Annotated in this window: 13 protein-coding genes; 8 read left to right on the forward strand and 5 right to left on the reverse strand. The window is 47.7% G+C overall.

Annotated elements, in window-relative coordinates:
• Positions 1-2 precede the first annotated feature (2 nt).
• Positions 3-761 carry an exodeoxyribonuclease III gene (locus LACSTY_RS04725; RefSeq protein ID WP_087911861.1) on the reverse strand — a complete coding sequence of 253 codons (759 nt, stop codon included), beginning with the start codon at positions 759-761 and terminating at the stop codon, positions 3-5.
• A gap of 134 nt (positions 762-895) precedes the next feature.
• On the opposite strand from LACSTY_RS04725, the gene murB reads away from it, so the two are divergent.
• The 8 genes from murB to LACSTY_RS14730 all read left to right on the forward strand — a co-directional run bounded on the left by murB (position 896) and on the right by LACSTY_RS14730 (position 9,075).
• Positions 896-1,798 (forward strand): UDP-N-acetylmuramate dehydrogenase, encoded by a 903-nt coding sequence (gene murB / locus LACSTY_RS04730; RefSeq protein ID WP_172493414.1) that lies wholly within the window; start codon positions 896-898, stop codon positions 1,796-1,798.
• Positions 1,799-1,831: 33 nt separating this feature from the next.
• Positions 1,832-3,943 (forward strand): cation:proton antiporter, encoded by a 2,112-nt coding sequence (locus tag LACSTY_RS04735; protein WP_087911862.1) that lies wholly within the window; start codon positions 1,832-1,834, stop codon positions 3,941-3,943.
• Between the two features lie 273 nt (positions 3,944-4,216).
• Positions 4,217-4,756, forward strand: coding sequence for a helix-turn-helix domain-containing protein (locus tag LACSTY_RS04740; RefSeq protein ID WP_010489279.1), 540 nt, complete (start codon positions 4,217-4,219; stop codon positions 4,754-4,756).
• Positions 4,757-4,769: 13 nt separating this feature from the next.
• Positions 4,770-5,858, forward strand: a complete 1,089-nt coding sequence (locus LACSTY_RS04745) for an ABC transporter ATP-binding protein (RefSeq protein WP_010489277.1) — start codon at positions 4,770-4,772, stop codon at positions 5,856-5,858.
• 142 nt (positions 5,859-6,000) lie between these two features.
• Positions 6,001-6,774 (forward strand): ABC transporter permease, encoded by a 774-nt coding sequence (locus tag LACSTY_RS04750; RefSeq protein WP_151466835.1) that lies wholly within the window; start codon positions 6,001-6,003, stop codon positions 6,772-6,774.
• Positions 6,771-7,604, forward strand: coding sequence for an ABC transporter permease (locus LACSTY_RS04755; RefSeq protein ID WP_010489273.1), 834 nt, complete (start codon positions 6,771-6,773; stop codon positions 7,602-7,604). The genes LACSTY_RS04750 and LACSTY_RS04755 overlap by 4 nt, the downstream gene beginning before the upstream one ends.
• Complete coding sequence (locus tag LACSTY_RS04760) at positions 7,588-8,661, forward strand: ABC transporter substrate-binding protein (protein ID WP_087911864.1); 1,074 nt, start codon at positions 7,588-7,590, stop codon at positions 8,659-8,661. The genes LACSTY_RS04755 and LACSTY_RS04760 overlap by 17 nt, the downstream gene beginning before the upstream one ends.
• Positions 8,662-8,883: 222 nt before the next feature.
• Positions 8,884-9,075 (forward strand): hypothetical protein, encoded by a 192-nt coding sequence (locus LACSTY_RS14730; protein WP_010489269.1) that lies wholly within the window; start codon positions 8,884-8,886, stop codon positions 9,073-9,075.
• Between the two features lie 160 nt (positions 9,076-9,235).
• On the opposite strand, the gene LACSTY_RS04765 is transcribed toward LACSTY_RS14730, so the two are convergent.
• From LACSTY_RS04765 to LACSTY_RS04780, 4 genes are all read right to left on the reverse strand, one after another.
• The gene (locus tag LACSTY_RS04765) at positions 9,236-12,049 is read right to left on the reverse strand and encodes a cation-translocating P-type ATPase (protein WP_087911865.1); all 2,814 of its coding nucleotides are present in this window, start codon (positions 12,047-12,049) and stop codon (positions 9,236-9,238) included.
• A gap of 129 nt (positions 12,050-12,178) precedes the next feature.
• The gene (locus tag LACSTY_RS04770; RefSeq protein WP_087911866.1) at positions 12,179-12,829 is read right to left on the reverse strand and encodes a TetR/AcrR family transcriptional regulator; all 651 of its coding nucleotides are present in this window, start codon (positions 12,827-12,829) and stop codon (positions 12,179-12,181) included.
• A gap of 26 nt (positions 12,830-12,855) precedes the next feature.
• Positions 12,856-13,998, reverse strand: a complete 1,143-nt coding sequence (locus tag LACSTY_RS04775; RefSeq protein WP_087911867.1) for an ABC transporter permease — start codon at positions 13,996-13,998, stop codon at positions 12,856-12,858.
• The gene (locus LACSTY_RS04780; protein ID WP_087911868.1) at positions 13,988-14,725 is read right to left on the reverse strand and encodes an ABC transporter ATP-binding protein; all 738 of its coding nucleotides are present in this window, start codon (positions 14,723-14,725) and stop codon (positions 13,988-13,990) included. The genes LACSTY_RS04775 and LACSTY_RS04780 overlap by 11 nt, the downstream gene beginning before the upstream one ends.
• Positions 14,726-14,827: the final 102 nt, after the last annotated feature.

Genomic DNA, 14,827 nt, shown 5'->3' on the forward strand with positions numbered 1-14,827 from the left:
TCCTATAGTAAATCTTGCGTGGTGAGTTCAACCGGGCAGTGATCACTGCCCATGATATCGGTGAGAATTTTGGCATCTTTGACATATGGCTGAAAGTTTGAACTGGCGACAAAGTAGTCAATCCGCCACCCGGCATTATTGGCGCGCGCGTGGAACCGATAACTCCACCAAGAATAAATGACAGTGTCGGGATACAGATGGCGGAAAGTGTCGATAAAGCCGCTATTAAGTTGCTCGGTGAAATCGGCACGTTCCTCATCGGTGAACCCAGCGTTATGGTGATTGGTCTTATCATTCTTAAGGTCGATCGGCTCATGGGCAACGTTTAAGTCGCCACAATAAACAAGGGGCTTTTTTGCCGCCAATTGGTTAGTATAGTCGCGAAAATCCTTATCCCACTGTTGGCGATAATCAAGTCGCTTAAGCTCGCCGCCAGAGTTGGGAGTGTAAACCGTCATCAAGTAAAACTTGGGATATTCAAGCGTAATGATGCGGCCTTCCTTATCATGCTCGGGAATGCCCATCCCATAAGACACATTGAGCGGTTTGTGTTTCGTAAAAATCGCGGTACCTGAATAACCTTTGCGTTCCGCGTAATTAAAATACTGATAGTAGCCAGGAAGGTCAAGCGTCACTTGGCCTTCCTGCATTTTGGTTTCTTGAAGACAAAACCAATCAGCATCCAGTTCATTAAAAATGGTCATAAAATCTTTTTTTAAGACGGCCCGTAAGCCATTCACGTTCCATGAAATTAATTTCAAAACGTTCACTCCTATCGCTACATTGCTCTTTTATTCTACTAGACTTTTCTAACAAACGCACGGAGAGGTAAGTGTTCACAAGCGTCAAATTCTGCTAAAATATATAAGTAGTCTTTTTGAAAGGACCTGATGTTGTGGTAGATGCACCACGGATGCTTGAAGGGATCACCATTATGCATGATGAACCGTTAAGCCATTATACGTTTACAAAAACCGGTGGGCCAGCCGATTTACTGGCTTTTCCTAAAAACGTCGCCGAGGTCCGGACTCTGGTTGAATCGGCGCGGGAACAGCATTTGCCTTTAACGGTCATTGGAAACGCAAGTAATTTAATTGTGCGCGATGGCGGTATCCGTGGACTGGTCTTGATTTTGACGGCCATGAACGAGATTACGGTGACAGATAACACCGTAACGGCTCAGGCTGGCGCACGCCTCATTGACACGACCGAAGCTGCGTATCGCGCCGGATTGACCGGTCTTGAGTTCGCGGCCGGGATTCCAGGTAGTGTCGGCGGCGCACTTTTCATGAATGCTGGGGCATACGGCGGTGAAGTCTGCAATGTCATCAGCAGCGCCCATGTGTTGACACGCGCAGGTGAATTCAAAACCTATAACCATCGCGAATTGAAGTTCTGGTATCGCCATAGTATTGTTCAGGATACCGGCGATGTTGTCTTAAGCGTTACCTTTTCTCTGAAACCCGGCGATAAACCGGCAATTCGCGCCAAAATGGACGAACTGAATGCAAGACGGGCGGCTAAACAGCCATTGGAATATCCGTCTTGCGGTTCAGTCTTTAAGCGGCCGCCGCATCATTTTGTTGGTCCGATGATTCAAAAGGCCGGACTGCAAGGCCACATTATTGGTGGTGCGCAGGTTTCAATGAAGCATGCAGGCTTTATCATCAATTTAGGTGACGCAACTGCCACTGACTATCTGGATATGATCCACCTGATCCAGAAAACGGTTAAAGCCAAATTTGGTGTCGATTTGGAAACTGAAGTCCGCATCATTGGCGAACCCTTGCAGTCGTAGCCTACATTCAAAATAAAAGAAAGGGGCCCCACAATGCATTTAGTCGAAGCCGTCTTGTTTTTGATGGCGCTGGTCATCGTGTCAAACGTGCTCAGCCACTACATTGTCGCTGTCCCGGTATCTTTGATTCAAGTCGCGCTGGGACTCGGCGCGGCTTTGTTTTTTCATTTAACGATTAATTTAGCGACGGACTGGTTCATGCTCTTGTTCATTGCGCCGCTGTTGTATTACGATGGACGGCATTTTCCACGGCGGGAGTTGTGGGAATTGCGCGGTCCGATCATCGGAAATGCGATTTTTCTGGTTTTTGCAACGATGCTGGTTGGCGGTTACTTGATTCATTTTCTGATCCCACCATTGCCGCTGCCTGCAAGTTTTGCCTTGGCCGCGATTCTCAGCCCGACTGATCCGATTGCGGTTCAGAGCCTGGCCAAGCGGACCCATCTGCCGAGTGGGGTTTTGCACTTGGTCAGCGGTGAAAGCCTGATCAATGATGCCAGCGGCTTGATCGGATTCAAATATGGCATTGCCGCAACACTGACCGGGACGTTTGCGTTTGGTCACGCCGTTCAGGATTTTTTCTATGTTGCGTTAGTTGGCGCATTGGCCGGACTTGTTTTAATCGGACTGATTAACTTAAGCCGGAACTGGTTGCTGCAACAAGGGATCAATGATGTGATTCTGCATACCATTTTGCAGGTGTTAACGCCATTTTTTATTTATCTGATTGTTGACGAGTTCATGCATGCTTCCGGCGTTATCGCCGTCGTCGTAGCCGGGTTGCTGAGTAATACGCAACATAATCGGTATGTGACTGCGTTACCGGAATTAAGAATCGTGTCGGAACGGACTTGGGATTTAATTGTTTATACGCTTAATGGGATTATTTTCCTGATTTTAGGCATTGAACTGCCGGTGGCGATGCGCGATACGATTGCCGATCATGAAGTCAGCACGTTGCAGGCACTCGGCTTTGTCGTTTTGGTCTATCTGGGTATCCTGATTTTACGGACCTTATGGATTTATGGTTACATGTTGCTGACGGTCCGTTCAAAAGGCAACCAGCCTTCATGGCGCGCGGCATTGTTAAGCGGTATTTCAGGCGTTCGCGGTGCCATTACGTTGGTCGGGGTATTCGCGGTACCCGCTGCTCTGGCCAACGGGGATCCGTTTCCGGAACGGAGCCTGATGCTGTTTATTGCGGCAGGTGTCGTGGTGTTGAGCCTGATTGTGGCGATTGTGGCCTTGCCAATCGTGACTCGGTCAGTCGCACCTTTGCAAACGCGTGGTTCTACCATTGCAGCAACCGATGATGACACTGAGTCTGACGAAGATCACACGAATGATGTACGGATTATTTCCCTGAGCCAGGCGCAGATGTTTGTATACCAGATGGCGGTCCGCCGCGTTGAATCAGAGCGTCGGGAATCGAATCAAAAAGCGGCGTTGGATCTCATTGCGGAATACCAAAACCTGATCCGTCGCCTTGAATTAGCCGAGGATACCGGTGCAGCAATTCCGCCGTTGGTTCAAGATGAACTCGACTTGCGCAAAGTCGGTGTTCAAGGCGAATTATATGCATTGGACGATTTGTGGCGGGAAAACAAAATCATGTCGAAGAGTTATGCCAAAGCACGCAAGCGATTAAAGCACCGAATGGATGATCTGGACTCCATGGCCAAACGATCGGGTCGGCCGACGCTGCGCATGCTTTTTGACCGTTCCGCGTTGCGACTATCACACTTCTGGTACACCGTGGCCAGTGAGCAAAACCGCTCGCATCGCTTCTTTAACGAGAAATTGTTCATTGAAAAAGAAACGGCAAAAGGCGGGTTGAAGTACTTGTCGAAATTTCTCCGGCAAAAAGAAAACAAGGCTCACCATTACAATCGCCAGGTGATTTATTCATTGATTGTCCAGTACCGCAATCGCATCGCCTCGGTCAAGGCGTTGAATACGCATAAATCCACCCAGTACGAACATGAGCTAAGTCGGTTGCGCGCCATCGCGTTTGCCGCAGAACGAACAGCTATCCATGATTTGATGGAAAAAGGCTACATCACCATGACGATGGCCCAGCGGCTGAATCAAAATGTCAACTTTACCGAAAATGCGGCGACTCTGACGTCTTTAGAAGAAGTTTGATTCTAGAAGACTGACAAGATTGGTGTGATTCTTGGTTAAGAAACGAATGGCGACATCATGTTTTCCCAAGGGAAAATGTGATGCCGCCATTTTTTTGTGCTGCTAACGATTTGTGGCGGTATTTATTAAATTTTCAGACACGTAGTCTTGCATGAAAAAATATTTTTGCCCATCTCAGTTATAAAAGCTTGCGTTGATGCATGACATTTGTATAATAGGCAGAGTCAGTAAACTTGAAGTTTAGTTTAACGAAACCTAAAAAGGCGGTGTGCCATGGATATTGGCAGTAAAATTCGTGATCTGCGCATTCGAAAAAACCTGACGCAGGAAGAACTTGGCGAACGGACAGATTTATCGAAAGGGTATATTTCGCAGGTTGAACATGACCAGAGTTCTCCGTCACTCGAGACCTTCTTTGATATTCTGAGCGTTCTAGGCGAGTCTCCGGCAGACTTTTTCCGGGAAGAGCCGGTTGATTCGCTGGTTTACCACGAAGAAGACCAGGTCACTTATCTGGATGAAGACAAAGGCTATCAACTGAAGTGGTTGGTGCCGGAAAGTAACGAGAATGAGATGGAGCCGGTGATGATTGATTTTGCCCCGGATGGCATTTTTAAAACGTTTGAACCATCTCCGGCTGAGACCTTTGTTTACGTTGTCAGCGGCAAAGTAAAACTGCTGTTGGGCGATCAGGCATATGTTGCCAAAAAAGGTGAAACCATTTATTTTCACGCAACGAAACAACATCAACTTGTCAACGCAGCAACGGGTCGCAGCAAGTGCCTGCTGGTTGCGACAGCATCTTATTTATAAGGAGTTGGGGTCATTGAGCAACATTATTGTGGAACTGAAGCATGTCGGCAAGCGTTATGGCGACACGCAAGTATTAAAAGATGTCAATATCGAAATCGAACAAGGAAAGTTTTATACGCTGCTTGGCCCGTCTGGCTCCGGTAAAACAACGATTTTGCGCGCCATTGCCGGATTTTTGGATGTCTCGGAAGGCGAAGTTCTTTTTGATGGCAAAAAAATAAACGATGTCCCGGCAAACCAACGCAAGGTGAATACCGTTTTTCAGGATTATGCATTGTTTCCGCACCTTAACGTTTTTGACAATGTTGCGTTCGGATTGCGGTTGCATCGCATGAGCAAAGAAACGATTCAGACTAAAGTGACGGATGCGCTTAAAATGGTTCGGCTGCAAGGTTATGCCGACCGGGAGATTTCTGAGCTATCGGGCGGCCAACAGCAACGCGTCGCCATTGCCCGGGCAATTGTCCTTGAGCCGCAAGTGTTGCTTTTGGACGAACCATTGTCAGCACTTGATGCCAAGCTGCGTAAGGATATGCAGTACGAACTGCGCGAATTGCAGGAACGATTGGGGATTACCTTTTTGTTTGTGACCCATGATCAAGAAGAAGCGCTGGCATTGTCGGATGAAATTTTTGTCATGAACGATGGCCAGGTTCAGCAGAGTGGAACACCGGTGGATATTTACGATGAACCGGTCAATCACTTTGTTGCGGACTTTATTGGCGAAAGTAATATCATCCCTGGCCATATGATTAAGGACTTCCTGGTTGAATTCAATGGCAAACAGTTTGAATGCGCCGACGCCGGCATGCGGCCAAATGAACCCGTTGAAGTTGTCCTGCGCCCGGAAGATTTGGACATTACGGCAGCCGACGCCGGCAAAGTGAATGTCGAAGTTGATACCCAACTGTTTCGCGGCGATTATTACGAAATTGTCGCGTACGATCAACTGAAAAACGAATGGTTGATTCACTCGACAAATCCGGCAAAAGACGGGGAAACAGTCGGATTAACCTTTGATCCTGAAGATATTCACGTCATGCGGTTGAACGAATCCGAAGAAGAATTCGACGCACGGCTGGAAACCTATGAAGGCGACTGATCCGTGGTAGGGGGATCGGTGTTCTGTCGGCGTTTGTAGTCTGGAAAAACCAACACTTGGCAGGCACCATTAGATTTTGAATCTGAGGAGGGTCATCGTGAAAAAATCCACCACGAATGTTGCATTTTACACGCCTTATGTGATGTGGCTCGCACTATTTGTCATCGCGCCGATGGTATTGATCGTTTATCAAAGCTTTTTTGATATCAGCGGCCATTTTACCTTGGCGAATTACCAAACTTATTTTAAATCCGGCACTTATATTATGATGACGATTAATTCGGTTTGGTATGCTTTTTTGATCACCTTTGCCACGTTACTGATCAGTTATCCGACTGCGTATCTGCTGCATTATGCCAAGCATAAGCAATTGTGGCTATTGCTGATCATTTTACCAACGTGGATCAACTTGTTGCTAAAAGCGTATGCGTTCATCGGCATCTTCAGCCAGGACGGCGGGGTCAACAGTTTCTTAGGAATGTTTGGGATTGCGCCGCAACAATTTCTCTTTACTGATTTCAGCTTTATTTTTGTTGCTGCCTACATCGAAATTCCGTTCATGATTCTGCCGATTTTCAATGCGATTGAAGAGCTGCCGGAAAATCTGGTGAATGCCTCGCAAGATCTGGGGGCAAAAGGCTGGCAGACGTTTACCAAAGTGATTTGGCCGTTGACGATTTCAGGGGTCAAATCAGGGGTTCAGGCGGTTTTCATTCCCAGTTTAAGTCTGTTCATGTTAACCCGGTTAATTGGCGGGAATCGGGTCATCACCCTTGGGACCGCCATTGAAGAGCATTTTTTGACGACAATGAACTGGGGCATGGGTTCAACGATCGGCGTGGTCTTGATTGTTGCCATGTTTATCATCATGTTCCTGACCGGTGAACGAAAGAAGAAGGGGGGTGCGCCGTCATGAAGCGTAAGTTTAAATGGTCCAACCTTTATCTGATTTTCGTGTTCATCTGTCTATATGTGCCGATTTTTTATCTCGTGATCTATTCGTTTTCGACTGGTGACCGGATGAGTAATTTCTCCGGTTTCACCTGGAAACATTACGCTGAGCTATTTGCGGATACGCGAATGATTCAGATTGTTCTGGATACGTTGCTGGTGGCGTTGCTGTCGAGCTTAATTGCAACAATTATCGGCGCATTGGGCGCGCTGGCCATTGATCGGACCAGCCGTCCCGTGATGAAAAATACGGTCCTGTCACTCAATAACATTTTGATGGTAAGTCCGGATGTTATTATCGGTGCCAGCTTTCTGATTTTTTACACGGCGTTAAAGGTTCCGCTGGGATTCTGGTCGGTGCTGATGAGTCACATTGCCTTTTCGATTCCGATTGTGGTGCTGATGATCCTGCCGCGTCTGCAGGAAATGAGTCACTCCTTGCTGGATGCTGCGCGCGATCTGGGCGCTTCCAACTATCAGGTGCTGACGCGCGTAATCGTGCCTTACATCACGCCTGGCATTTTCTCGGGATTCTTCATGGCATTTACGTACTCGCTGGATGACTTTGCGGTGACCTTCTTCGTGACTGGCAATGGGTTTGAAACGTTGGCTGTCGAGATTTACGCTCGCGCCCGCCAAGGTATCAGCTTGGAAATCAATGCATTATCCGGCGTCATGTTCGTCTTTGCCTTACTGCTAGTTGTCGGTTACTACTTCCTGCAACGGGCGGGCCAGAGCCGCCGAGCCAAACACAAGCGAGAAAGCGAGGCGTTGATCAATGAAACGACTCATTAGTATTGCGGTCGCCATCCTAGCAGTCTGCCTGGGATTAGCAGTTTGGAGTCAGGACCTGCAAAAGTCGCAAGGCAATACCGGCGACAACACGCTGAATCTTTTCAACTGGGGCGATTATATTGACCCTGCATTAATCAGCAAATTTGAAAAGCAAACCGGCTATCACGTGAATCAGGAAACATTCGATTCCAATGAAGCCATGTTTACCAAAATCCAGCAAGGCGGCACCAGCTACGATTTGACTGTCCCGTCGGATTATATGATTGAGAAAATGAAAAAGGCTAATCTGCTATTGCCGCTCGATAAAAGTAAATTAAACGGGATGCAGAATATGGATCCGCGCTTGATTAACAAAGAATTCGATCCAGGCAATAAGTACAGCATTCCCTATTTCTGGGGGACACTGGGGATCATCTATAATGACAAGTTCGTCAAAGCCAGTGAAGTTCAACACTGGAATCAATTATGGAATCCTAAGTTCAAAGATTCGATCATGCTCATCGACTCAGCGCGTGATGTTTTCGCGCCGGCTTTGATCTCAATGGGCCAGTCAGTTAACGAAACCAATCCGCAGACGCTGGCAGTGGCCAAAGCCAAACTCGATCAATTGTCGCCCAACGTCAAAGCCGTTGTCGCCGATGAAATCAAAATGTATATGGCTGAAAACGAAGCTAAAATCGCTGTCGACTGGTCAGGTGAAGCCAGTGAAATGCTGGCCAACAATAAACACCTGCACTATGTCGTTCCGCGAGAAGGCAGCAATCTCTGGTTTGACAACCTAGTCATTCCAAAAACCGCCAAACATTTCAAAGCCATATACGCCTTTCTAAACTTCATGATGGAGCCCAAAAACGCCGCTCAAAATGCTGAATATGTCGGCTATGCGACGCCAAACGCCGCAGCCAAAAAACTGCTGCCAAAAAGCGTCCAAAATGATCGGCAGTTTTATCCAGATGACGAGACCATGAAGCATTTGGAGATCTATTCAGACCTTCCGCCGGCGAAAGTTGGGCTCTACAATGATTTATTCTTAGAATTTAAGATGTACCGCCGTTGAGAACTCGTATCTAAAACTATCCGCATCAGACGGGAAAGAGTCCCTGACCGGTGCGGATTTTTTGTTTTGAATTTATGATAGTTTTTATAGTATCAAACAAGCCGCAACCATTAAGCCTCCAAAATGGTGTCAAGTCATCTTAACCAGACAGATTGAAAGAAAGCATACAGTAGTCCTAGGCAGCTCAATCAGGTATGATAGATTGTATATGAGGTGACCCAAATGAGAAAACATAGTCGGCACAACGAAGGTTTGTGGCTCGATATCATTTGTTGTCTGAGTTTGTGGTTGGCAGTGGTTTGTCTGCTATTAGCAGCTTTGGCAATTAAAGTGAACCGACCTTATATCATCATCATGCTGGCCTTTGGGCTCTGCGCACTAGGTGAGACGGTCACGGTTTTTAAAAAGTGGTGATACTGTAGCTGGTCTGTTCCGTTAATCCGGTTGGTGAGGCAATGAGAACACATAGAGTCATTAAAGGCTTACAAACAATGACCAACTAGAAAAGGTCCAAAAGGCATATGTAACACATGTCTTCTGGACCTTTTTTAATTGATTTACAACACACGGGTCGTTAACGAGTAGCGCTTGACGCACGCGCGGTAGCCGTGACTTTTTCACGCGATAAACGCCGGCGATTAAGCCATTTGCGGCCTTCTTCGATTAGGAAGAGGGGAATTGGAATGATTGCCAGGAAAAGCCAGTCGGTGAGTGCTAACGGTCCGGTGTGGAACAAGTTCTGTAAGAATGGCGTGTAGCTAAGCAATGCTAACAGAAAGATTTCAAAGCCAATACCGAACCAGACCAAGTGATTGGTGAACAAGCCGACTTTAAAGACCGAAGCATTTTCGGTGCGGCAGTTCATAGCGGCAGCGATCTGGCAGAAGATGATCGCGGCAAGGGTCATGGTCGTGGCCATGACGTAGGTTGAGCCGCTGGTTGCCAGGCCGCGTAACGGCCAGCCGTTTAGATGGTTGACGAAGAAGTAAGCGCCGCTGGAAATGATAGATGCAATTAAGCCATACCAGGCAAACGCCTTCCATAAAACAGTGCGGTTCATAAGGTGAGCATCACGTGCGCGTGGCGGTTTATCCATAATGCCAGGCTCGGCTTTTTCGGATCCTAATCCCAGTGCCGGCATCATGTCTGTTCCGAGGTCGACTGTCAGGATTTGCATGACAGTCAACGGTAACGGGATGGCACCGCGCGAGAAGAGGAAGAGGGCAGATGGTACCGCTTCTGGCAGGTTGGAGTTCAAAATGTAAACCAAGAACTTTTGAATGTTGCTGTAAACGGTGCGGCCTTCTTCGATGGCGGCAACAATAGAGGCAAAGTTGTCGTCGGTAAGAATCATGTCGGCCGCGTCTTTGGCGACGTCGGTTCCAGTGACACCCATGGCAACGCCAATATCCGCTTTCTTCAAAGCGGGCGCATCATTTACGCCATCACCGGTGGATGCGACGATTTCACCCATGGCCTGTAAGGTAGAAACAATCTTATATTTTTGTTCAGGCGCCACCCGGGCAAAAATAATTTCGCCTGCCAGTGCCTGCTTGAGCTCGTCTTGGCTCATGGCATCGAGTTCACTGCCGGTGACGACACGCGCTTTGTCGGACGTCAAACCAATTTTAACGGCAATAGACTTCGCAGTTAACGAGGAGTCACCGGTCACCATGATGATTTTGATGCTGGCCCGATGGCATTTCTCGATGGCATCGTAAATTTCCGGACGCGGTGGATCGGACATGATGGCCAAGCCGACAAAGGTAAGCTTGGTTTCGGCCGTCTCAATCGTGAGGTTGTCGAGCTGACTTTGTTTATCGGCTTCTTGAGGAACTTCACGATAAGCAGTCGCAATTGAGCGAAGGCCTAGAGAAGCATACTTGCGGTTGGCAGCATCGATTGCTTCCTTGTCTGCTGCGGTTAAAGGCCGGACTTTGCCGTTTTCCTGAATGGTATCGCAGTGCGGCAGTAAATCGCTGAGAGAGCCTTTGGTACAGATGGACAGCGTGTGATCATCGTGCTGGTGGATGGTGGTCATCCGTTTACGATCGGAGTCGAAGGGGAGCTCTTTAAGCCGCGGGTATTTTTTGGTATAAGCATTCACGTCAATTCCGGATTTTTGCGCCAGGATCACCAGTGATGCTTCGGTTGGTGTGCCAAGGATTTTCGGTCGGGCTTGGCCTTTTGCTGGTTCAACTTCGGTGTCGTTGTTGAATGCAACCAGACGAATGAGCAGATCCAAGTCAGGATCGCTGCCGTATTGAACCGGTTTGCCGTCTAACTCAATATGGCCATTATTGACATAGCCTTGGCCACTCACGGTATAAGTATGTGACCGGGTCCAAATATGATCGACTGTCATCTGGTTTTGGGTCAGCGTACCGGTTTTATCCGAGCAGATCACGGTCGTTTCGCCTAACGTTTCAACACTGTTTAAATCTTTGAGCAAGGCATGTTTCTTGGCCATGCGCTGCACGCCCTGAGCCAGCGAAAGCGTCACCGTTGGCAGTAGGCCTTCGGGGATGAACGCGACAATCATGCCTAACGCGAAAATAAAGCTTTGAGCGACCGGATAATGAACGAAGAAGATGGCAGCCACAAAGAAAAGAACGCCTAAGCTGATGGCAATGAGCGAAATTTGTTTTGTGAGACGATTAAGCTCTAATTGCAACGGGCTTAGACTCCGCTTTTGTTGTTGGGTTAATGCGGCAATCCGCCCGAATTCGGTTTTCATGCCGGTTGCAAAAGCAATGGCCGTTGCCGTTCCGGCGCCAACCGTGGTGCCGGCATAGACAAGATTGGATTCAGCAAATTCGCCTTGGCCAGCGTTGTAGTCAACCTTTTTAGATTCGGGGACGGATTCACCGGTGAGGGCACTCTGGTCGACTTGGACGGAAGTGGCCTTAATCAGGCGGGCATCAACCGGTACGGCATTGCCGGCTTGCAGATTGAAGACGTCGCCTGGCACGATTTGGGTAGCGTTGACTTGTTGCAGTTTGCCATCCCGGTAGACTTGCGTATAAGTCGGCAACATTTTCATGAGTGAGTCCGTTGCCTTTTGGGCTTCATGTTCCTGCCAGTAACTGAAAATACCATTAATAACATTGACCAGCCAGATGGCAATACCTAGCTCAAGGGTGCCGGATAGGATTGCAACAAACCCGCTCACCCAGAGTAGAATCGCCATGACACTGGTAAAGTTCTTAAGAAAGACTAGTAACTGGGATTTTTGCTTTTCGCGGGTAATCGTGTTTTCACCATATTTGGCAAGACGCGCAGCCGCTTCTTTTTGACTTAATCCAGTTGACGTTGTGTGCAAGTCGTTCAGTAAATCCGCAACCGATTCAGTTGCAAACTTGCGCCGCGTCTCCTTTTCACTTTTCATGACTCAAGCACGGCTCCTTTTTTAAAACGTTTAAATACATTCTAACGTTCTGTGGGTTGTAAAACACCCAAAACTATTGAATTTGGGTGATTAAAATTTAGCGATTTATAGCTGGTATATCTGGTTTTATCAGGCATGTAACCCGCGTTCCAGAAATGCGACGGCCTCGGAAACCGCAGTCTCAAGGTCAAAATCAGATTGCATCCCCAAGACAACTGGCAGCAGGTAACTTAAAATGGTACCGAAAAGATAGCGAAGGATGCGAGTCAGCGGCCAGTTAACAAGTGCACCTTCCTGCTGATAGAAGGCGAGCAGTTGGACGGCCTTGTCTATGAATTGCTTTTGAAACTTTTCCGCCAGTGCCTGGCTTAGCGCCGCATCTTGCAAAAGAGTGGCGGCCAGTATCCGAAGTTGCGCCTGATTCTCAATGGCAAAGGCCATGCGATTATGCACGATGAAGGTTAGAAACGTATGCAGATCAGGTAGGTGTTGCTCGCCGATTTCATGAATGAACTCAGTGAATGCGTTCGGGATAACTTGTTGGATCATGGGCGCGAGTAACGCTTGGCGGATGCCTTCTTTGGTTTTGAACTGCTTATAAACCGTTCCTTCGCTAACGCCTGCCAGGTGGGCGATATCTTTTGTGCTGGTACGATCGAATCCTTTTTCCGAAAAAAGGCTCAGACTCGCTTTCAAAACCGCTTGTTGCTTGGCTGACAGCTGGCTTTCAGCAAGCGATGAGGAGAATAAATCCGTCAGATTATGCGGCTGCACGATCATTCACTTCCTTCTTTAATTGGATTTGGTTAAACCTGTCGATAATGCCGCATGGTGACAAGATTTAAGCTTAAGAATAGTAAGAAGAAGCCTAGGAGGGCAATGACGTCCGGATACAACACGCTTAATGACTGGCCTTTTGCAATAATGCCGGTTAACGCATCGGCACCGTAATAAAGCGGCATTAAGCGGGCAATCGGTTGCAACCAGCCGAGCATTTGATTCACAGGAATCAGCCCGGTAAAGAAAATTTGCGGGACGACAACCAATGGGATGAACTGTAACATTTGAAATTCCGTATTGGCAAACGTTGAAATCAGTAAACCAAGCGAAAGCGCCGTGATTGCCAGTAATAAGTTGATTAGAAAAATTGCGGCAATGCTTCCGAGAATTTGGATTTTAAAGACGAACAAAGCATAGCCGACAATCAAGATTGTTTGAATCACCGCAAAAATGCCATAGCCCAATAAATAGCCACTAATAATTTCTCCTCGCCGCACAGGAGTTGCCAGCAATCGGTCAAGCGTTCCGGTTGTGCGTTCACGTAATAGCGCGATGCCGGAAATCAAGAAAACAAAGAAGAAAACGATGAAGCCAATCAGAATCGGCAGTAAGGTGTCAAAGTAAGTCGAATTAGCCGATCCGTAACGATAATGAGTTGCGATTCGGTAGTGAGTAGCAGTTGACGCCGGTTGGGACCCTGCTACCTGTGCAGTTCCACGCGTGGAATGTTGTAACGCTGATGCCAGTTTTTGTAAAGCGGTTGCTTGATTTTTAATCGTAGTAGCAGCTGCCTGCATTTTAAGCTTGATGGTTGCCGCCTGTAAGCCCTGTTTCAAGAGGGCACTTTTCCCTTGATCGGCATTGGCGAGTAATAGTGTCAGTTTGTCGCCTTTCTGGGTCAGGATGCCAGCATAATCGTGATCTTTGATAAGCATGGTCGGATCTTCATTGCCGACATGGTGGAGCCGGATTCGATCCGTATCCAAGGCCTGAACCACAGATGTATCTACACCGTGTATTCCTAAGTCGGCTTTTGTATTTGTGTTGGATTGGAAAAGGAAAAAGATTAACGTCATGATAAACAACGGCGCAATGAACATCAGTGCCAGTGTCCGTTTATCGCGAATCATTTCTTTGAAAATACGACTGATCAATGCATTAACGCGCATCTTGCTGCCTCCCTGCGGCCAAAAAGACCGCTTCGATCGAATCTGTGTGATAGGTTGCTTTGAGTTGGTCAGGGGTGCCTTGGGCGATGGCTTTTCCGTTGCGGATCATCATGAGCAGATCGGCTTCTTCGGCATCGGCCATGACATGGGTCGTTAGAATAATTGTGACGCCTTGATCGCTAGCTAATCTGTGTAATTCCTGCCAGATTTTGCGCCGTAATTCAGGATCAATGCCGATGGTCGGTTCATCCAGAATCAGAAGCGGCGGTTTGCTAATTAACGCGATGGCAAGCGATAAACGCCGCTTCATGCCGCCAGAATAAGTTTTGACGCTTTGATCAAGCGCTGATTGCAAGTTAACGACATGCGCAGCGTAGCGCAATTGTTCAGCCATTTGTGGCCGCTTGACGCCTTGCATTTTGGCAAAAAAAGTGAGATTTTCTGCGCCGGTCAGGCTTTCGTAAAGGGCGTCAGTCTGAGCCATGAATCCGATCCGCGCTAGCAGCAAGCGATTGGGGACAGGCCGATTAAAGACCAGTACCTGACCGGATCGGGGACGTATCATACCCATAACAGTTCGGATCAAGGTCGTTTTGCCGGCACCACTGGGACCGATTAAAGCCAGAATCTGTCCACGATTTAAGGTGAGATCAATGTCACTAAGGACGATTTTTTGACCGTAACCTTGCTGCAGGGAGGCCACTTGGACAACGGGTTCTCTTGACATATTTTAGCCACTTTCTTTTGGAATATAGTGAGTGCTCACTCACTTGCTATTATCATGACTTTTACCAAAAAAGCAAGCTTATTTTTTCGCGGTCAAGGCCGC

Source organism: Lacticaseibacillus styriensis (assembly GCF_030770295.1).
GTDB lineage: Bacteria > Bacillota > Bacilli > Lactobacillales > Lactobacillaceae > Lacticaseibacillus > Lacticaseibacillus casei.

What these genes read in the sequence shown, in the direction of transcription:
- LACSTY_RS04755 (WP_010489273.1), top strand. Translation starts at nt 6,771, where the DNA reads ATGAAGCGTAAGTTTAAATGGTCCAACCTTTATCTGATTTTCGTGTTC.
- LACSTY_RS04750 (WP_151466835.1), top strand. Translation starts at nt 6,001, where the DNA reads ATGTGGCTCGCACTATTTGTCATCGCGCCGATGGTATTGATCGTTTAT.
- LACSTY_RS04735 (WP_087911862.1), top strand. Translation starts at nt 1,832, where the DNA reads ATGCATTTAGTCGAAGCCGTCTTGTTTTTGATGGCGCTGGTCATCGTG.
- LACSTY_RS04770 (WP_087911866.1), bottom strand. Translation starts at nt 12,829, where the DNA reads ATGATCGTGCAGCCGCATAATCTGACGGATTTATTCTCCTCATCGCTT.
- LACSTY_RS04780 (WP_087911868.1), bottom strand. Translation starts at nt 14,725, where the DNA reads ATGTCAAGAGAACCCGTTGTCCAAGTGGCCTCCCTGCAGCAAGGTTAC.
- LACSTY_RS04775 (WP_087911867.1), bottom strand. Translation starts at nt 13,998, where the DNA reads ATGCGCGTTAATGCATTGATCAGTCGTATTTTCAAAGAAATGATTCGC.
- LACSTY_RS04740 (WP_010489279.1), top strand. Translation starts at nt 4,217, where the DNA reads ATGGATATTGGCAGTAAAATTCGTGATCTGCGCATTCGAAAAAACCTG.
- LACSTY_RS04765 (WP_087911865.1), bottom strand. Translation starts at nt 12,049, where the DNA reads ATGAAAAGTGAAAAGGAGACGCGGCGCAAGTTTGCAACTGAATCGGTT.
- LACSTY_RS14730 (WP_010489269.1), top strand. Translation starts at nt 8,884, where the DNA reads ATGAGAAAACATAGTCGGCACAACGAAGGTTTGTGGCTCGATATCATT.
- LACSTY_RS04760 (WP_087911864.1), top strand. Translation starts at nt 7,588, where the DNA reads ATGAAACGACTCATTAGTATTGCGGTCGCCATCCTAGCAGTCTGCCTG.